The 20,030-nt window shown below is 52.9% G+C and carries 16 protein-coding genes; 7 read left to right on the plus strand and 9 right to left on the minus strand.

The window, feature by feature from the left end; translation table 11 throughout:
- Positions 1–7: 7 nt before the first annotated feature.
- On the plus strand, positions 8–1,303 hold the full coding sequence (locus BUF15_RS06875) for an amidohydrolase (RefSeq protein ID WP_073612732.1): 1,296 nt from the start codon (positions 8–10) through the stop codon (positions 1,301–1,303).
- Between the two features lie 114 nt (positions 1,304–1,417).
- Here BUF15_RS06875 and BUF15_RS06880 read toward each other — a convergent pair whose 3' ends face one another.
- The gene (locus tag BUF15_RS06880) at positions 1,418–2,425 is read right to left on the minus strand and encodes an alpha-hydroxy-acid oxidizing protein (RefSeq protein WP_073612733.1); all 1,008 of its coding nucleotides are present in this window, start codon (positions 2,423–2,425) and stop codon (positions 1,418–1,420) included.
- A gap of 302 nt (positions 2,426–2,727) precedes the next feature.
- Here BUF15_RS06880 and ilvA point away from each other — a divergent pair, with 302 nt between their 5' ends.
- A complete protein-coding gene (gene ilvA, locus BUF15_RS06885; protein WP_073612734.1) occupies positions 2,728–4,236 on the plus strand; it encodes a threonine ammonia-lyase, biosynthetic in 1,509 nt (502 codons plus the stop codon).
- A 33-nt stretch (positions 4,237–4,269) separates the two neighbouring features.
- Here the strand turns inward: ilvA and BUF15_RS06890 are convergent, their stop codons facing one another.
- The gene (locus tag BUF15_RS06890) at positions 4,270–7,311 is read right to left on the minus strand and encodes a hybrid sensor histidine kinase/response regulator (RefSeq protein WP_084553613.1); all 3,042 of its coding nucleotides are present in this window, start codon (positions 7,309–7,311) and stop codon (positions 4,270–4,272) included.
- On the minus strand, positions 7,308–8,480 hold the full coding sequence (locus BUF15_RS06895; protein ID WP_159441240.1) for an FIST signal transduction protein: 1,173 nt from the start codon (positions 8,478–8,480) through the stop codon (positions 7,308–7,310). The genes BUF15_RS06890 and BUF15_RS06895 overlap by 4 nt, the downstream gene beginning before the upstream one ends.
- 538 nt (positions 8,481–9,018) lie before the next feature.
- On the opposite strand from BUF15_RS06895, the gene BUF15_RS06900 reads away from it, so the two are divergent.
- Entirely contained in the window at positions 9,019–9,576 is a 558-nt protein-coding gene (locus BUF15_RS06900) for a glycine cleavage system transcriptional repressor (protein WP_073612737.1), read from the plus strand.
- A gap of 54 nt (positions 9,577–9,630) precedes the next feature.
- On the plus strand, positions 9,631–11,013 hold the full coding sequence (locus tag BUF15_RS06905; protein WP_073612738.1) for a PFL family protein: 1,383 nt from the start codon (positions 9,631–9,633) through the stop codon (positions 11,011–11,013).
- 62 nt (positions 11,014–11,075) lie between these two features.
- Here BUF15_RS06905 and BUF15_RS06910 read toward each other — a convergent pair whose 3' ends face one another.
- Positions 11,076–11,483: an iron-sulfur cluster assembly scaffold protein gene (locus BUF15_RS06910; RefSeq protein ID WP_073612739.1), complete on the minus strand. Its 408-nt coding sequence runs from the start codon at positions 11,481–11,483 to the stop codon at positions 11,076–11,078.
- 596 nt (positions 11,484–12,079) lie between these two features.
- On the opposite strand from BUF15_RS06910, the gene BUF15_RS06915 reads away from it, so the two are divergent.
- On the plus strand, positions 12,080–13,021 hold the full coding sequence (locus BUF15_RS06915; RefSeq protein WP_073612740.1) for a DUF1641 domain-containing protein: 942 nt from the start codon (positions 12,080–12,082) through the stop codon (positions 13,019–13,021).
- Between the two features lie 89 nt (positions 13,022–13,110).
- Positions 13,111–14,337: a type III sulfide quinone reductase, selenoprotein subtype gene (sqr, locus tag BUF15_RS06920; RefSeq protein ID WP_419724098.1), complete on the plus strand. Its 1,227-nt coding sequence runs from the start codon at positions 13,111–13,113 to the stop codon at positions 14,335–14,337.
- 141 nt (positions 14,338–14,478) lie between these two features.
- Here sqr and BUF15_RS06925 read toward each other — a convergent pair whose 3' ends face one another.
- Positions 14,479–15,051, minus strand: coding sequence for a response regulator transcription factor (locus tag BUF15_RS06925; protein WP_073612741.1), 573 nt, complete (start codon positions 15,049–15,051; stop codon positions 14,479–14,481).
- A gap of 284 nt (positions 15,052–15,335) precedes the next feature.
- Between BUF15_RS06925 and BUF15_RS06930 the strand changes: the two genes are divergently transcribed.
- The gene (locus BUF15_RS06930; protein WP_073612742.1) at positions 15,336–16,436 is read left to right on the plus strand and encodes a DUF368 domain-containing protein; all 1,101 of its coding nucleotides are present in this window, start codon (positions 15,336–15,338) and stop codon (positions 16,434–16,436) included.
- A 28-nt stretch (positions 16,437–16,464) separates the two neighbouring features.
- Here the strand turns inward: BUF15_RS06930 and BUF15_RS06935 are convergent, their stop codons facing one another.
- Genes BUF15_RS06935 through BUF15_RS06950 form a run of 4 tightly spaced genes read right to left on the minus strand, consistent with a single transcriptional unit; the run spans position 16,465 to position 19,963 of the window.
- On the minus strand, positions 16,465–17,349 hold the full coding sequence (locus BUF15_RS06935) for a 1,4-dihydroxy-2-naphthoate polyprenyltransferase (protein WP_073612743.1): 885 nt from the start codon (positions 17,347–17,349) through the stop codon (positions 16,465–16,467).
- 46 nt (positions 17,350–17,395) lie between these two features.
- Positions 17,396–18,148, minus strand: coding sequence for an ABC transporter permease (locus BUF15_RS06940; protein WP_073612744.1), 753 nt, complete (start codon positions 18,146–18,148; stop codon positions 17,396–17,398).
- Positions 18,149–18,158: 10 nt separating this feature from the next.
- Positions 18,159–19,064: an ABC transporter ATP-binding protein gene (locus BUF15_RS06945; protein WP_143170651.1), complete on the minus strand. Its 906-nt coding sequence runs from the start codon at positions 19,062–19,064 to the stop codon at positions 18,159–18,161.
- Complete coding sequence (locus BUF15_RS06950) at positions 18,986–19,963, minus strand: ABC transporter substrate-binding protein (RefSeq protein WP_073612745.1); 978 nt, start codon at positions 19,961–19,963, stop codon at positions 18,986–18,988. The genes BUF15_RS06945 and BUF15_RS06950 overlap by 79 nt, the downstream gene beginning before the upstream one ends.
- Positions 19,964–20,030 lie beyond the last annotated feature (67 nt).

The following is a 20,030-nucleotide window of genomic DNA, read 5'->3' on the forward strand; positions in this document are numbered from 1 at the left end:
TGCACTTATGAACACCCTCTTTACCCACTGCACCCTTTTTCCCGGGACCGATTCATCGCTTATCAACGATGCATTCCTTGCTGTTTCCGGCAATCTCATCACCCACCTTGGTGAAATGAACGATGTCCCGGAGTTTGGTAACGCCCGAATAATCGACTGCAGGGGCAAGTTGCTCATGCCTGGATTGATCAACGGCCATAATCACTGCGCCATGACGCTGTTTCGCGGATTGGCGGATGACCTCGCCCTATCGGATTGGCTTCACCACCATATCTTCCCGGCAGAAAAAAAGCATGTCAGCAAAGAGATGGTCTACTGGTGCTCACGCCTGGCCGCAGCCGAGATGCTCCTCTCCGGCACGACCTGCGTGGCGGACGGCTATTTCTTTTCCGGTGAAGCAGCAAAGGCGTTGCGAGATTGCGGCATGCGGGCAGTCGTTGGCCACGGCATTGTGGACTTTCCCGCACCAAGCGTTTCGGATCCTGCAAAAAACATCGAGGCAGTAGCATCCTTTCTCGACGAGTGGCAGGGCGCAGACCCGCTTATCACCCCCGCCGTTTTCGCCCACGCTCCGTATACCTGCTCGCCGAAAACGCTCATCAGGGCCAAGGAACTGGCCGACCGGCGAGGTGTGCGGTTCTTCACCCATCTGGCGGAGAGCCAGCGGGAAGCGGAGATGATCATCGACCTGCAGGCCCAAACTCCGCTCGGACATCTGGAACATCTTGGAATATTAAACAACAATGCCATCCTGATCCACACGGTCTGGCTGCACGATCAGGATCTTGACCTGCTTGCCACCACTGGCGCCCATGTTGTCACCTGCCCGCAGTCAAACATGAAGCTCGCTTCGGGTGTTGCCCGCGTCCCGGATATGCTGAAACGAAACATCACCGTCGGCCTCGGCACCGACGGCTGCGCTTCCAATAACAGTCTCGACATGTTTCGGGAGATGGATATGCTGGCAAAACTCCACAAACTCAGCTATCTCGAGGCCACCACCCTGCCAGCACAGACCGCCTTTGGTACCGCCACCAGCGCCAACGCCAAACTGCTTGGCCTGCCTGATATCGGCACACTCAAAGTCGGCATGAAAGCCGATCTGGTCGTGCTCGATCTCCAGAAACCCCATCTCACTCCGTTCTACAATCCGGATCTCCTGGTCTATGCAGCCAGTGGTCGCGATGTGGAGAGCGTCATGGTCAATGGCAGAATGGTCGTTGAGAAGAGGAAGGTCCTCTCGTTTGATCTTCAGGAAACCATGACAAAAATAGAAGAGATAGCAGGCACACTGAAGGCCTGAATGCCGGAGCCCGTGACTGCCGATGTGACGAAGACATCAGGATGAACAATAGCCTCATGCCTGCGGCCTGGCCAGTTGTACACAAAGAGCCATGCCGCAGGAAAAAAATGAATTTTACAACAAAATCCCCGGATCGACCGCCGCAACCGACTCGGTGCCTGTCAGCACCATGCACTGGGTCAGCTCTACCATTATTTTATCGAGATAAAGCTCAACGCCCTCTTTGAGACCACCGACCGCCGCCATGGAAAAGGGGCGTCCAATCATCACCGCATCGGCACCCAGCGCCAGCAGCTTCAGGACATCCCCGCCGGAACGTACACCGCCATCGGCGAGAATCGCCATCTTGCCCTTAACCGCACTTGCGATCTTCGGCAGAACTTCAGCCGCGCCTGGAGCAAAGTCAAGCACCCGCCCGCCATGGTTTGAAACCACGATGGCATCGACACCCGCCTCAGCTGCCAGGAGCGCATCCTCGACTGTCATCACGCCCTTCAAAATGAATTTGCCGGAGACCGCCGCCCGGATCTTTTTCAGCTCGGCGACGCTTTTTGGAGAAACAGGCCGTCCCATTTTGCGAAGCGTAACAAGACCTGCGGCGTCGATGTCCATGCCGATGATATCCGCGCCCGTCGCCTGGGCCTTTTCCAGTTTGTCAAAGAGCTCCTGATCTTCCCACGGTTTGACAAAAGGGATTCCCAAACCGCCAGCAGCACGAATAGCGTCAAAGCCGGACTGGTGGATAAAGTCGGGCACACCGTCACCGGTACAACCGAGCGTCCCTTTGGCAAGACAGCCATGAACGATCGAATGGATATACTCCTCTTCGCTCACCTTACCGCCCATATTGAAAGACACCCCACCAATAGGAGCTGCCAGTACCGGCATGGAGAGGGTCTTGCCGAGCAGCGTCGTGGCGGTGTCCGGCTCTTTGACCTCATGAACCAGCCGCATATTAAACCGGCGTGCACCAAGCGCCTCCAGATTTGCCTTAAAAGCCGAAGCGGTGCCAAGTCCACCCATTCCCGGCACCTCACCGGCACAGGCCCGGCCATCGCAGACCGGGCAAACCCGGCAGTAACCCTTCATCAGTTTTCTGGCGTTGTCCAAAACATCTTTCATCCCTTCCTCCTCGCATAATGCACTTCATCATTGTTGATCAGGATAAGCCGGCACCTGTCCGGGATTTCCTCTCTTTTGTATTTTTCTCACTGCCACAATTACCGCTCGATCGCAGCTACGTCAAGTCGCCGGCACAGCAATGGAGACTATTTCATCTTCTCTGACTCCTGCAATCAGGAAAGAACTTGCCAGGCAGAAACTGCCGAGTTACCTTCATGGCTCCCGCACCGCCATAGGCTAACTGCACACGCATGACATCTTGTCACCATTTCGTCACCTTATACGAACATACAGGGCACCAGATGCGAAAAATCATCCGTCAGATTCTCACCTCCCGTGTATATGAAGCTGCTATCGAGACGCCTCTTGAGGAAGCGGTGGTACTCTCCACCCGACTAAACAACACCATCCTCTTGAAACGGGAGGACCAGCAACCGGTATTCTCTTTCAAACTTCGAGGAGCCTATAACAAAATCGCTAATTTAAGCGACAAGGAGAAGAATTGCGGCGTGATCGCCGCATCCGCCGGCAACCATGCACAAGGGGTGGCCTTTGCCGCAAGAAAGCTTGGCATTGCAGCCCTTATCGTCATGCCGGTCACCACTCCAGCCATCAAAGTAGAGGCGGTTCGACGGATGGGTGCCCAAACTGTGCTCTACGGCACCAATTACTCGGAAGCTGCAGAACATGTTACAACGCTTATCCGGGAAACGGGTATGACCTTTATCCATCCCTTTGACGACGAACTTGTCATTGCTGGCCAGGGTACGGTGGCAGATGAGATTTTACGCCAGAATCCCGGCAGGCTTGATGCGGTCTTTGTGCCGGTCGGTGGCGGTGGGCTGATCAGCGGCATGGCCGCCTATATCAAGATGCTGCGGCCGGAAGTGCGGGTTATCGGGGTTGAGCCCGAAGATAGCGACGCCATGTACCAATCGCTTGCCGCCGGCGAGCCGATAACTCTCCCCTCCGTGGGGATTTTCGCCGATGGCGTAGCGGTTCGACAGGTGGGCCAGAAGACGTTTGCCCTCTGCAGGGAATTTGTTGATGAGATCATCCGAATCAACACAGATGAACTCTGCGGAGGCATCAAAGCCATCTACCAGGCCACCCGCTCGATTGTCGAACCAGCTGGAGCACTTGGCATCACAGGCTTGCTGAAATATATCCGAGAAACCGGCTGCCAAGGGAAAACCCTCGTTGCCGTCAATTCCGGTGCCAACATGAACTTCGAGCGGCTCCGCTATGTGGCCGAGAGGACCATGATCGGCGATCAGCAGGAAGCACTCTTTGCGGTCACAATCCCGGAAACTCCCGGCAGCCTCAAACGGTTTTGCCGCGATCTGGTAGGTGAGCGAAACATAACCGAGTTCAACTACCGGCTGGATGATCGCAGCAAGGCCCACATTTTTGTCGGAATTTCAATTACCAGCAAGAAGGAGCGGGAGATCTTCAGCAAGGAGCTGACAACAGCAGGCTACAACAACCTCGACATCACCGACAACGAACTGGCCAAGACCCATATCCGTTATATGGTTGGGGGGCGCTCAAAAGAGGTGGTCAACGAACGGATCTTTCGATTCTGGTTCCCGGAGACCCCCGGTGCGCTTGTACGTTTTCTCGATGCCACCCACGGTCAACGCAATATTTCGCTTTTTCACTATCGACTGCAAGGTGGGGATTTCGGTAGGGTACTAGTCGGGCTGGAGTTTCCTGAAGGGGATGATCCGGCCCTCTACGAGCGGCTGGACAAGCTGGGTTACACCTATTTTGAGGAGACGGACAACCCGGCCTACAGGTTGTTCCTCTGATTACCTGCTTTGCTTTTAAGCTACTTTGAATACTTACTGCCCGAGCTGATCTCTGATTGCCGCCACCAGAACCGGACAATGGGCCCGCGCCTTCGTCAAAAGCACTGACAACTGATCAAGATTATTGTCTGTTGCCGCCTGATGCATCACCTTCATCAGCTCAAAGAGCTGTTCTGCCTGGACATTCCCGGAACTGCCCTTTAACCGGTGCACAAGACGGGAGACCTCCTCCAATTCGCCAGCGGCAAGGGCGGCACCGATTTCATCAATCTGGTGCTCCACCTCATTCTGGAAATATTCGGCAATCCTGCGGCTGTTTTTTTCATCACCCAGAAGACGCTTCGTCAGTCGTTCAAGGTCAAAGACGACGTGATTGTCGTTTCGTTTGGCTATTTCTCCCCCATTAACTGGTTCCCAATCCCCGATGTTGGCTGCAACCTGCGCGCCGGCTTCAGGCAAAAGCCATCTCTCAAGAGTTGCCGCCAGCGTCTCAGGCTGCATCGGTTTTGTTATGACATCGCTCATCCCTGCCTCCAGACACCGCTCCCGATCACCGGTCATGGCATGAGCCGTGAGGGCAATAATAGGCAACGCGCCCCCCTTATCTTCCGTCTGCAGAGCACGTATTCTACGGGTCGCTTCGAGGCCGTCCATCACCGGCATGGAGATATCCATAAATACGATATTATACGAGAACCGACGCAGGTTTTGAACCGCTTCAAGGCCATTGCTCACCGCATCAATATGCACACAACCAAGACGCTTCAACATACCAACCACCACCTGTTGATTGATGATGTTATCCTCAACCACCAGAACCCTGGCCCTGCCCGCCCAAGTGTTGCTATAACCCCAGACCTGGCGGGCTTCACCGATAATGCAACGCTGGAGGTCCTCCAGTTCTCCGCCACGTAAGAGACAGAGAGCACCTTTTTTCAGGCTCGTATACCGGATCGGCCTGGCAAGATAGACGAGATTTTTTCCCGCCGGCTGAATGGCCAGCCGATGAATCTCAGCACCACTGTGCAAGACAATCCGACAGCACGATACAGGCACAGGCCCGCTGCCACCCACAGGGTCGCTAAAACGCTCGTCCATCACAATCAACTGGTGCTGGACATTTCTCGTCCTACCCGAATCCAGCAGGTGGCGGAAACCAGCCATATCCTCCGCCTCCTCGACTACGGCTCCCCAGGCCCGAAACTGGCGACTGAGATACGAGCGGCTTACATGGTCGCGTTCGGCAACCAGGACCGGAACATGAGAAAATGCTTTCGCAATCTCCAGCTCTGCAGTCTCATTCCGGCACGGGAGAAGGCCCAGACGAAACCAGAACTCAGCACCTTCTCCGGGTGCTGAAATCACCCCGATCTCGCCATCCATCAATTCGACCAGCTGTCGGGAAATAGCAAGGCCAAGCCCGGTACCCTCCACCGCACGGGTAAGTGAGCTGTCCACCTGAGTAAAACTTTCAAAAAGGATCTTTTGTTTGTCAAGAGGGATGCCGGGCCCGGTATCCTTGACGGAAAAACGTAAGTACTGCTCATCAGCGTCACCCTCCAGGGCTACGGTAATTCGAATCGAGCCCCTGGTGGTAAATTTCACCGCGTTGACGGCCAGATTGAGAAGCACCTGCCGTAGCCGCACCGGATCACCCCGCACCAGGTCTGGCACCTCGGGTTCGGCCAGGCAGGTAAAGAGCACCGTGCTTGGATCGATCCGGGTTTCCATCAGGTCTATCACATCGTCGAGCAGCGCACGGAGATCAAATTCCACAATCTCCAGACGAATCCGACCTGCCTCAATCTTTGAAAAATCAAGGATGTCGTTGATGATTTTCAGAAGTGATTCACTGCTCTGCCGGATAGCACCCACATAATGGCGCTGGTTGGAATCAAGGCTGGTGTCCATGAGCAGGGTGGTCATTCCCAACACCCCGTTCATAGGCGTCCTGATCTCATGGCTCATGTTGGCCAGAAATTCGCTCTTGGTCCGGTTTGCTTTCTCAGCCGCCGTTTTTTCGATATCAAGCTGCCTGGCAGTTTTCTGGGCGGTGATGTCGACGATTGCGCCCTCAAAGCAAATCGGTCTGCCTTCATCATCAAATACGCAGCGGGCAGTGACAGAGCCCCAGATGGGCTTGGCATCCTTTCGGAGCAGCTCGACCTCATAACCGATAATGGAGCCCATCTCGGTCATAATTCTGGCAAACCGGGCAAACTCCTCCTGATAGAGAATCGACTGCATCCCGCCATTGTTGCTCATCCCGATCAATACATCGACGCTGTCATAGCCAAGCATACCGGCCATGGCAGGGTTGGCACTGAGAATGCGGCCGTCAGGGGTTATCTGGAACAACCCTTCCACCGACTGCTCGTATAATAGCCTGTATTTTCGTTCTGATTGTTCCAGCTGCTCATAAACAAAGGCATTTTCCACTGCCACCCCGATCTGCTGTGCCAGTGTCTGCATGATCTGCAGATCAACTCTGGTGAGACGAGAACGACGCAGGGTCGTCTCTGCCATGTTGCCAGCCAGGAGAATATGGGGCCGTTCACTCTCCTGACGAAAGGTAAAGGAAGCCGCGATGAAAAAGCGTACTTCAAGGTCGTCTTCGTAAGAGTAATTTACGGACTCCCGATTCTCTCCGTTAACCAGCAATTCGCCATGTTGTTCGATTAATTGAAAAAGGGTGGAAGAAAGCTGGCGCTTTTCAATGGCGGAGGAAGTATAGCCGTGGTGCGCCACCACACCATAACTCTCCTCTGAACGACGGACGATGATCGCTTTGTCAAAACCGATCTCCACCAGAGAGCGGACTACGACCTGATAGATCTCACGGTGACTTTTAGCGGTGAGAATACGTTTATTGAGGTTCTGGAAAAACTGCAGACTGCGGACCCGCTTGTTCAATTCGATCCGGGTTTCCACCAGCTCGGCTTCCTGGCGAATGATGGTCGCGGTCAGGTTGTTGATTTCTTCCTCGTAGACCTCAGCCTCGGCAAACAGCGCCGGGGGCTGCTCCTGTCTCACGTAGGTGTCAATCCCTGGTTTTGAGACACGATCCCCCATCATTCCATCCCCACCAACACCCCGGTAAAATTATGGAAATAATTGCGGTTATTAATGGGGGCGAACTCCCCAAAGGTAAAAAAGCCAATCATTCTGCTCTCCGGCGTCAACACTTCACGTACCATATCGACATCCGGTTCGGGGCTCCCAAATAGATAGGATCCTCGGCCACTGCAATTGAAATAGAGGTACGTGGCACTCCTCCAGTCCTGCAGCTCACGGGTCATGGTCTCGGTCATCTCCCGGGTACGTTGCAGAATCAGGCGTCTATCGCGTCTGGTAATGCGCACCCTGGTTCCTTCGGGAATTTCAACAGCCAGACGAAGCCCTCCAGCCTCCTCGACATTGATAATGGCTCTGTTGAGGATGTTCTCGCAATACCCCTGCCCCGGGAACTCTTCACCAATTTCAAAGAGATTCAAGATCTGGCTGACATCCTGAACCCGCTCAACACCGAGAAACTTTTTCAAGACATCCAGAGCCGGCACATGATCTATCTCCCAGATGACATTTCCCTCCGCCCGGGTGATCGTGTGCGAGAGCCCTAAGGGTCGTGATCCATGAGTCACGCCAATGGTGTAGCGAAAATCACCATGCAGCAGCACCCCGCAAACCCCATCACTCACTACCCGACCATTACAGAATTGATAGGTAATATTCTGCTGAAAGTCGTTACCGGCTGTACCGCCAACCACGTCGATATGGGAAGGCAAACTGCTGTGCAGGCCGCGATAGAGCTTGTCGGCATTGATGGTCAACCCATCAGCAAAGAGCAGGAGCAATGCCCTGTCATCAATACCGATTCCGGCCTCCCGTACTCGGATTGCGATTTGCTCGCCAATGGCTTCAGGTTCAGCCTGAAGACCTGAAAAGAGAAAAGGGCTAATCGATAGATTGCTGCCGGCAAGCCCCATCAAAACTATGGAATGAGTTGCCTCATCACTTCCGTGAGCGGAGATGATACCCGAGCCGGTACAGCCACAAAGTGGAATATCAGGCCCCGCCACCGTACCGATACCTTCGAGAACACGGGGAAGATCGTGACCGATGGAGGAAAAGAGCAGAAGAAGTTCGGGGCGTACTCCCGCCATTTTCGCTACAACCTCACGCATGGCGTCACGTCCCGCTAAAAAGGAATCAGTATCATGACTGTAGTACATCGCAGATTTCATGCAAAACCCATTGTACATCTTCCATCCCTTCCAAAACGCATACAGTTACCACTGCGCGACTACAGTTTTTTCGCCTTTCTACCTTTATCATCGCAGGTTCGGTCAAAACGAACCGTACAACTCAAGTGTTTCATAAAGAAGGGACAGATGTCAAACTGAGAAATTCGCTTCAAATCATGGCAAGATCAAAAACACAACAAATAAACAACATATACTACTGATATATCTTTACATATTAAACAATTCTCTTCAAATGTGAGATATCGTTTCGTTCACAGCTGCCAGCTCTTTCAAAGGTTGAAATTATCAGGACAATCCTTGCTCAAATAGAATATGGAAAGAACATCCCAGCAACGAAGCCTATCGGCGAAACAAATCGTTTTTCCAGGTGCAGATGAAAAACCACGACAATATGGTTGCCCATTGACCAAAACAATGCGATATTGTCTCTTTAACCACATACCGGACATTCAACTCCGCACCCATCGTATCAATCCGGCACAATTCCATGTTTCAACCTGTACAGGAGCAGTTTTCAATGAAAAAGCAGATGATTATTTCTGTCATGTCCAAAGACCGGCCGGGTATCATCGCCGATATCACCGGCGCCATCTACCATCTGGAAGGCGACCTGGCCGATCTCAACCAGTCTGTCCTCTGCGGCTATCTCAACATGATCCTCATCGCCACCTTCGATGCCGAAGTGACGCCAGAGGACGTGATGGCCAGGATTTCCCATATCAAAACCCCAGTCAAATTTGAAGTTTCCATCAAGGTCATGGACCAGCCCATTGACGTCTGCCATTTCCCCCTGCCCTCGGAAACCTATATCATGACCGCACTCGGCAAAAACAAAAGCGGCCTGGTCTACAGTGTCAGCCAGTTCTGTTATGAGCACAACATCAACATCCGTGACCTTGCCACCACACTCAGGGGTGATCAGTACACAATGATTCTGCAGCTTGATCTCTCCCAGGTGGATTCACTCGCCAAGGTCCAGGAGGACCTGGTGGAGTTCTCCAACACCACCGGGCTCAATGTGATGATGCAACATAACGACATTTTCCAGGCCACCCACGAGGTCACCCTGCATTAACAGAGCGGCCTGGGGCCCACGTTGCCCCCAGCTGGCGCATATCAGGAGCACACTATGTTACGATCAGACCAGATTCTCGCCACCGTGGAGATGATCCAGAAGGAAAATCTTGACGTCCGCACCGTCACCATGGGCATCAGCCTGCTCGACTGCCGCGGCGGTAATGTCGCTGAGACCTGCGAGAAGATAGAGAAGAAAATATTCGATTACGCCGGGAACTTCGTCTCCACCTGTAACGACATAAGCCGTAATCTCGGTATCCCTGTGGTGAACAAACGCATCTCGGTTACACCAATCGCCTTTGTTGGAGCCGGTTTCGACCAACACGGCTTTGTCGAACTTGCCAAGAGCCTCGACCGGGCCGCCACCGCAGTGGGCGTCGATATCCTTGGTGGTTTTTCTGCCCAGGTGGAAAAAGGAATGACCGCCACCGACCTCGAATACATCAAATCGTTACCCGAGGCGCTTGCCCAGACCGAAAAGATCTGTGCCTCGATCAATATCGGCACCAGCCAGAAGGGCATCAACATGGACGCATTGGCCATGATGGGCCACACCATCAAGGCGATCGCCGAAAAAACCCGCGACCAAGGCGGCTTTGGCGCCGCCAAGTTCGTGGTGTTCTGCAACCAGCCCGGCGACAACCCCTTTATGGCAGGAGCAATCCACGGCTTGGAAGAGGCTGAAGCGGTATTGAATGTCGGCGTCAGCGGTCCAGGCGTTATTGCGAGAGCTCTTGAGCGATTGATCGAAGACCGTAACGGCAGTGGCAAGCTGCGTCTTGACGACATCGCCGACGAGATCAAGCAGACAACTTTCCGGGTCACCCGTTGTGGTGAACTGATCGGCCGAAAAGTCTCCAAGGCGCTCGGCATCGAATTCGGCGTTGTTGATCTTTCCCTTGCCCCGACCCCCACTGTCGGCGACAGCGTCGGAGAAATTTTCAAGATTCTGGGCGTCGATGCGGTGGGAGCTCCTGGCTCCACGGCAATCCTCGCCATGCTAAATGATGCGGTAAAAAAAGGGGGCATCTTTGCGTCCAGGACTGTCGGCGGTCTTTCCGGCGCTTTTATTCCTGTGATGGAAGACTCGGTCTTAGCCGATGCGGTTGGCGAAGGAGCTCTCTGCCTCGAAAAACTTGAGGCCATGACCTGCGTCTGCTCGGTGGGACTCGATATGGTTGCCATCCCCGGCTCGGTAGACGCTGACACCATCTCCGCCATCATCGCCGACGAGATGGCGCTCGGCATGGTCAATCACAAGACCACTGCCGCCAGGCTGATTCCTGTGCCGGGTAAAGAGGTTGGTGAGCATGTGAGCTTTGGCGGGCTCTTTGGTGCAAGCCCAATAATGGAAGTCAGAAATGTCGGGAAATCCGGGCGGTTCATCGCCTGGGGAGGACGTCTTCCGGCCCCTATTCACAGCTTCAAAAACTAATTCACAGAGAATGGCATCCTGCCCGCAGCAGAACGCATCCGATACTGCAGGCGGGCAGGATATCAGCGCTCAGGATAGTCTTTGCGCCACGGTTCACGCAGCTTCATGTTATAGTCATTTAAGGCGAGATAAAAGGCACCGACAACCAGTTCGGCACAGTGATGGTGGTCCGGTGGCAATGACTGGAGAAAGCTGATCACGTCTTCAGGACTCAGCTCCCAGCAGTCGCTTATAGAACGTCCCTCGACCATATATGAAACGGTATTGGCGCAGGCGAAGGTGTTGAGGCAGCCGCTGATCTGAAAGGTGAGCATTCGGACCTGTCCGGCCCGCGCTGAGAGATAAAACTCCACCTTATCGCCGCAATCACCTGTCCTGGTACCGTAGCCATCCGGTTTTTCAAGAACCCCATAGCGCTCCGTATTGGACGCCATCTGTACAAACCTGTCAGAATACCCTTCCAGCGACATCCACTCTCCTCCTCTGTCAGCTAAAAATCGTCACGTTTCACCACGCAATGTGATCCGAGCAGATTACCCTATTGCGTCAGGAAAACCAACACTCCCCAACTCCAGCACTTTGCTTTTCAGCACCTCAACCCATTAATAAAACAACCTTAGGCACATTACGCCCTTATTGCACATTCGCAGCAAGGGTCTAGTCAACTGACCAATACCTTCGAAAACGAACTGCTCACCTTGTCTGCCAAAGGTTTCAAGAGGTCCTACCAATGCTCCAATAAAAAGGCTACAACGTGATACTTTTTTTAAACATCTGCATTTTCGGCTATACGAATGGCGATTATTATGCTAGCATATGCACTATATACTACGACGATGTAACGCACCACTGCGTCACGCACTACTGCGTGTCATCCTACACTGTTACATGGCCTGCAACCGGATTTTTTTTCGCTGCCATGCCATGCCTTATTGGGGACGAAATTCAGTAACCTATCGTAAACACAAGCCTCCAAGCCACTCAGCAGGCAGAATTTTATCAACCGACGGGCATACGCGCGGAGGAAGAGAGCATATACGGAACCAACACCAACGGGAATGAGACAATGAACGAAGCTTTGATTCTGGAAAAGTTAGACAACCTCTCAAGCGAAATCCAGTCGCTGAAATCAGAAGTGCAAGCTTTGAAGGACACAAAGCAGGCTCACGCATCTTCTGCACAAACCGACCAGACAGCATCTGTGCCTATTCTGGCGGAATTCGCCGGCACCTATAATGAGAAGGATTTCAACCTGCTTGTTGAAAACCTGCTGTTGAGTGTGAACGATATTAACTCCATGCTCTTCAAATTGAAGGCCGGCAATGAACTGGTTAAGGATATCGAGCCCATCGCCCATCAGGTCTATCCGCACGTTATCAAGTTTTTCGCTGAACTTGAAGGCCAGCTCACCCTCGATGATGTGGTTGCGCTCATAAGAAACCTGCTTACCGCCGTACCCGCCCTTAATGAGAGTGTCGGGTATCTGAAAAGCGGTATAGAGTTGAAAGACGAGCTCATTCCCGTCGCCCAGATCCTCTATCCAAAAGTTATCAAGTACTTCAACGAGCTTGACGGCCAGGTAACTCTTGATGACGTCATGTCACTTGTACAAAATCTCCTCACCGCCGTTCCGGCTCTGAACGAAAGTATCGGCTTTCTGAAAAGCGGTATGGAATTAAAAGACGAGCTCATTCCCATCGCTCAGATCCTTTATCCGAAGGTCATCAAACTATTCCATGAGCTGCAGCTGGCCATTGAACGATCCAGTGGCCTGGTCAAGGTCGCCGGTACTGCCGCCAATAGCGCCATGAATTTCTCCTTGACCGACACCCAGGCAACGGAAATCAGCAAGATCATCGAAGGTCTCGACTTCAACAACATCAAGCCCGTCTCACCGATTGGCGCGGTCAAGATGCTGATGGATTCGGATGTACAGAAGTCCCTTGGAGCGGCGTTCATGATGCTCCAGGCGGTGGGTGCCTGTGTTCAGGTAATCCAGAGCAAATAAAGAGCAATTAGCGAGCTAAAGTAACATATAGGGCAGTCGGCGTTTTTCGCTCCTGTCCAAAACCTGCCCAAAAGGAGGCGATCAACATCATGAAGAAGCTAGTCATTCTAGGTGCCGGCTGCGGTGGCACCATGATGGCGAACAAAATGAGGAAACACCTTGGTGATGACTGGTCCGTAACCATCATCGACAGGAATAACATCCACGACTACCAACCAGGTTACCTCTTCGTTCCGTTCGACATCAACAAACCGAAGGACATCAGAAGAACCAAAAAAGAGTTTATGAGCCCCGGAATTGACTTTGTCATCTCCGAGATAGTCAACGTCGACTGGAACAAGCAGGAAGTCACCACTGCCACCGAAGGTACCTTTGCATACGACGTCCTCATCATGTCCACCGGCTGCGACATTCGGCCAGAGGAAGTCGAGGGCTTGAAAGAAGGTTGGGGCAACGACATCCACGGTTTCTACCGTTACGACGACTGTATCGCTCTTGGCAAGGCCCTCAAAAAATTCGAGGGCGGCAAACTGGTGGTCAACATCGCCGAGATGCCGATCAAATGTCCGGTTGCACCGCTTGAGTTTGCCTTTCTGGCCGATTGGTGGTTCCACAAGCAGGGCATGCGCGATAAAGTTGAAATCGAGTTTGTCACCCCGCTCTCTGGCGCCTTCACTAAGCCAGTTGCCACCAGGGTACTGACCGACGCCTGCAAGACCAAGAATATCAAAATCACCCCGAACTTTGCTCTCGGCTCTGTTGATGCTGAGAAGAAGATCATCGAATCCTACGACGGAACCCAGGTCGACTATGACCTGCTCGTGTCCATTCCGCCGAACTTCGGTGACGAAGCGATGATCGAGTCCGAAGTTGCGGATCCCATGGGTTACATCCCGGTCGACAAGCACACCCTGCAGCCTAAAGGGTATGACAATGTCTGGGTACTTGGCGACGGCACTGACGTCCCGACCTCCAAGGCGGGCGCGGTAGCGCATTTCCAAGGTGATATTCTCGAGGAGAATATCATGGCCTATATCGAAGGAGGCGAACAACACGGCCGCTCCGACGGCCACGCGGTCTGATTCATCGAATCAGGCTTCGGGAAAGCCTACATCATCGACTTCAACTACACCACTGAGCCATACACCGGAACATATCCGCTGCCTGTCATCGGTCCGATGGGCCTCTTGAAAGACACGGAGATGAACCACATCACCAAGCTCATGTTCAAATGGGTTTACTTCAACATGCTCATCAAGGGCACCTGGCTTGGACCGCCAGCCCTTGAAATGGCAGGAAAATGCGTTGAGAAGTAACCGGCTGTAGCTGAAGCGGCGTTCAAAAGACGCTGCATATGAGAAAAGGGGCGGAATCATAAGATTCCACCCCTTTTTTTATTTTAGCATGTTACCCCTTAAACAATTCCGGGTAATGCATGCATATATTTACGGTCTTTTCTACTTCCGACAGTGGGGACAGATTGTATAGAGAAAGCGGGGATCCTCTTTTTGTTCGACATAGTCTTTCAGGGTCCGCCAGGAATCATCATAATGCTGAACCTTGAGGCAGCTGGTGCAGACCGGCAGGCTCGACTGCAGCATCTCTACATGATTCAGCACCGCCCGCAGCTCATTATTGGAAATGGCCAGTTCCTCCTGGATCGTGACCAGCCGTTCCGCCACCCGAACTCTCGCCCGCAATTCATTTTCGTCAAACGGCTTGGTGATATAATCGTCTGCACCGGCATCAAAACCCTGCAGGATGTCGTTCTGGGCGTCACGCCCAGTGAGCATGATGACATAGACAGGGGTATCCCGATCCAGTACCTTCACCTTATGACAGAGCTCGACCCCATCAATTCCCGGCATCTCCCAGTCGAGAATGGCAATTTGGGGTCCGTCAGGCTTCTGTAACACTTTCCAGGCGGCTGCACCATCCTCTACGCTGTCCACTCGATACCCCCACTGTTCGAGAATGACCTGCACAGTCAGTCGGGTGGTGTATTCATCTTCCGCAACTAATAGCTTCACGTCCTCATATCCTCCAGAAGAGTTGTAATGTGCAACAACGGCAGGCGGGACACAACGTCCCCTGATTATCTGTCATTATCCTGAAGAGTATCGTGTTTGTCCACCCCGAGATGAAAAAAACTTTTTTTTCATCATATTACCTGACCTCATGAAGGGAAAGGACAACACGAAAAAGGTTTTACCCCTCATTCCAAAAGGGTATAGTAGCAATTTTTATCAGACTCATCCGCCGGCAAGCCCTTTCATGCCGGTCGAACGCTCTTTTCTATTTTTGGTATCTATCCATGCAATGGCTCAAAATGTATGTCGTCGGTTTTCTTATAGGGTTGGCTAACCTTATCCCCGGTGTTTCCGGAGGCACCTTCGCCCTCATCCTTGGGGTCTATGAGCGGCTGATTGGTTTTCTCAACAGGATTGACCTTAACAGCATTATGGTGCTTCTGGCTCTTGTTTTGAGATGGATCAAAACTGGCCTGAAAAAGGCTGAAGGTAAAAGGCTTCTTACGTATCTGATTGAGCAGGATTACCACTTTATCACCGTCATCGGCGTCGGGGCCCTCAGTTGCATCTTGGCCTTATCTTCTCTTATGAAATACCTGCTGCTCCACCAGTTCACCCCGACCTACGGTTATTTCTTCGGGCTCATCATCCTCTCGGTGATTATCCCCTGGCGAATGATCAAACGCTTCAAGCCGTGGCTGTTGTTGCCCCTGGTGATGGGAATCCTGATAACTGTCTGGGTCACCGCCGGAGTTAACCCCTACGAAAAGGTCTTGAGCAAATCAGAACTCCTGAAGGAACAGTATCAGAGCCAGCAACTGACCGTCACAGGATCGGATAAAGCCCCTGCCCCTGTCGACAAATTTTCGTACATCGGAAAATACACAACAGGGGAGTATCTCTATATCGTCTTCTGTGGCGTAGTTGCGATCTCAGCCATGGTCCTTCCCGGCATCAGCGGTTCATTGGTGATGATCCTTATGAACCAGTACTTCACTGTCATTTCAGCCATCGCGAACCTGAGGAATCTGCTGCTGGATGATCTGTTTTTTCTGGCGGCAATGGGTTGCGGCATAGTTATCGGTTTACTCTGCTTTGCCCGATTCATCGACTTTGCTTTACGACGTTTTCACGACCCCATGGTCAGTTTCCTGGTTGGACTCATTATCGGCTCTCTCTACGCGCTCTGGCCGTTCAAGCAGGCGGTAATTATCCCCAGTTACTATGTGAAAGCTGGTTCGGGTATTGAACGAGTCGACAACTTCCTGGTCTATAGCAATATCAACATCCTGCCACCAGACTCCCAGAGCGCAATTATCGCCCTGCTGGCCGTTGTCGCCGGCATGATCACGATGTACTTTTTTGTGAAAAAGGAACAGGCGTAAAAGAAGATGGGCTCTGAAGACCAGTAAACTACACCGCAAGACCCACGGCAAAGAGCAGACTGAACAAGAGTGAGAACTTCGCCGTTCGCGCCAGGGTCTCGTTCAGTTCGCTCCCCTTTGCCGCTTTGATCTCACGCCACATTGATCGGGCTATCGGCAGGGTAGCAAACGGGAGAAGAATCGCTGGATCAGAGGAAAGCCCAGACAGCAGGAGCACGACCAGATAGGAAAGCGCTATCAGGTTTCGATACAAACGGATGGTGTTGATCTCACCCAGACGGACAGCAAGGGTTCGTTTGCCCGCCACGGAATCTGTGTTGCGGTCGCGCAGGTTATTAACCACCATAATGGCGGAAATGAGAAAGCCAGGCGGCAACGATGCTGCCACTACCAGCCAGGAGAGTGAAACGGCCTGTACCCAGTAAGTCCCGCAAACAGCTACCAGACCAAAGAAGATAAAGACAAACAGCTCACCCAGCCCATGGGAAGCCAAGGGATAAGGCCCACCACTATAGGCAAGTGCCGCCAGTACCGAAGCAACCCCCACCGTGAAAATCGGCAGCCCTCCCACCTTCGTCATATAGATGAAAATCAGTGCCGCCAGAGTGAGGCACAATATCATGGCCCCCTTCACCCTGCCTGGTGGTATCAGACCGCTCTGAGTGACCCTGACCGGGCCAAGGCGCGCCTCGGAGTCGATATCATTCTTGGCATCAAAATAATCGTTTGCCAGATTAACCGCAATCTGCAGCAGGAGCGCGCCCATGAAAGCAGCGACTACCGGAAGCAGAGAAAAGACAGTATCGTGAATGGCCATAGCAGCTCCCACCGCAACCGGAGCCGCGGCGGCGGGCAGCGTTCTCGGCCGGATGGCCAACCACCAGAGAGAAAGTTGACTGTCGTGTTGCTTCATAGAGTTTCCTTATATTCCCTGCCGAACCCACAAATCCCTCAGGCCATTATCCGACATAGAGATGCCTGTTTACTCGAAGCTCAATGGAATAAATGAGAAAATAGAGTGATACGCCAAGGAGTCCCATGCCCATGATACCGGTATACATTTCCGGATACATCAGTACTTGGTAGGTCTCAACGACAATATAATAGCCAAGCCCATACTGGGTCAGCGACTGCTCGGCAATAAAGAGCACCGCAATGGCGGTGCCCACCGAAACCCGAAGAGCAGTCAGCACCGCCGGCAGGGTTGCCGGCAGATAGACATAGCGAAACAGAGCCCTTCGCCCGGCACCGAGGGAGCGAACCGAAAGAATCAGTTCTTTTTTCAAACCCGCCGCCTCATCTCGGACCACCACCAGTATCTGGAAAAAAATGATGATGGCAATAAGTGTGATTTTCGAAAGATCTGTGATACCCATCAGCACATAAATCACTGGCAAAAAGATGATTTTTGGAATCGGGTAGACAATGGCGATAAGTGGCCCCACCACCCGATCAAGACGCGGCATCTGGCCAAGCGCCAACCCAACCGGGGCAGCCAGCATTGTGGCTATGAGGATTGCCGCCATAACCCGTCCGGTACTGGCCAGAAAATGCAGCCCCAGCTCCCCGAAAAACGATTGGCAGAAGAGTGGTACCACCACCAGCGGCGATGGCAGAATCGGTCTGGCCAGCAGCATGGCCGCTAACTGCCAGAGCAGAAAAAACATGGCTATGCCGATACAGGTCGAGCCAATTGTCACACGTTTTTTCATGATCTACCCTTCAATTGCTTTCCGGCGGCAAGGCCACGGTATGGGCAGCGATTGTCATTTTAAGTTCGCTGCAGCGGAGTAGGAATTCTGGATCGTTTCGTTTTTCGATCGCCCCCCGCAGATGGTTGTCGATCACCACCGGCAGACTATTCACCCCGTTGCCAAGCACCAGGATCTTTTCTCCCAGAACCACCGCCTCCTCGATATCGTGCGTTACGGTGATGGAAGTAAGGCCTGATTCGGCGTGAAAGGTGTTCATCACCTTCTGCAACTCTTCGCGAATCGGTGCGTCAAGGGCGGAAAACGGCTCATCCATCAGGAGCAGATCGGGATCGAGCACCAGGGTTCTCGCAATTGCCGCACGCTGCCGCTGGCCCCTCGACAGCTCGGCCGGAAATTTATCCTGCAAATCCCCGATTCCCAACCAGTCCAGCCAATACTCCACTCGTTCGTTCAAACGGTCAGGATCAGCCTCCATGTCTTGAGGACTGTGGACCCCGTCCGGCCCGTAATACTTCCTGATGGTGAGCCCTAACTCGGCGTTCTGCCGCACCGTGGCCCATGGCAATAACCCATGATCCTGCAACACCAGCCCGGTTCGCGGTCGAGCCCTGGTAATGACTTCACCACCGATGCGGATGGTTCCACGCTCCGGCCGCAGCATTCCCGCTACGAGCGAGAGTAATGTGGTCTTGCCGCAACCGGAAGGACCAATGATAGTCCAGGCCTCACCTTTGCCGATAAGCAGACTGAAGTCATTGAATAAAGACGACCCGTCACCATATTTGAATACCAACCGGTCGATCTCGATCATTGCCATAGATACACCCAGCACATCTATTTCGCCAGGAACTCGTCCGTAACCGAATCTTCGTAGGCCACCGGTGTTGCCAGCAGCTTCTTGCCCACCATCCACTCCTGCACATCATCCCACTGCGCCTTGTTCGGTATCGACGCTCTTGGAAAGGCTGGGATCTTATAGCTCCCGCTTACATTTTTGGGAACCCTGATTTTTTTCAGCATGAGTTCCCGGAAACTCTCAGGATCTGCATTGATATCGGCTACCGCTCTATCCCAGGCCGCCATGAATTTTTTGACCGTTTCCTTTTTCTCGGTCAAGGCCACGATACCGAAACTGACGACACTTGCACTGAGATTTGCCAGCTGAAGGTCATTCACCACCTCGACCGCCCCACCCTGCAAAGCGGCAAAACCCAATGGATCAGGCAGGGTCGCTGCCTGAATCTGCCCGGCAAGAAGCAGTTGCAGTCGCTCAGGCAGAACCGGAACCGACGCAAAGGCAATATCAGTCTCTGCTACACCGCCAGCCTGCAAAAGCCGTTCAGAAACATACTCGATGACAGTATTCATAGAGACGGCAATCGGCACGCCAGCCAGATCTGCCACCGTCTTTTTGGTGGTACCCGGGGCTGCCAATACCCGGAAAAGAGGGGCGTCTCCCAGGGGAATTCTGGCGAAAGAGACGATTTTCATCTGTACCTTGTCGCGGTTAAAGAGCATGGCGCCACCCACCTCGTTAATCATACCGTCAATACTTCCTGACTGCTGGAGCTGGTCACGCTCCACCGCGCTGCCCACAGGTAACGCTTCGACCTCAATCCCCGCATCTTTAAAGTATCCTTTTGCTTCAGCCACATAGACGGGAAACACGTCGGGAATAGGTAGTAATGCCATACGCAGGGTCGTTGATTCTGCAGCGTGAGCAGCACCATGACCTGAAAGCGATAAGCCCATTGCGCAAAATGTCAGTATTATCGAACAGATACAGAGTTTTTTCAATCGTATACTCTTCATATTCATCCTTACAGATAATGTTCATTGCGGCCCAAAATGGCGCCGGCGTTACAGGTTATGGCTGGAG

Source organism: Desulfopila aestuarii DSM 18488, from assembly GCF_900143695.1.
GTDB classification, from domain to species: domain Bacteria; phylum Desulfobacterota; class Desulfobulbia; order Desulfobulbales; family Desulfocapsaceae; genus Desulfopila; species Desulfopila aestuarii.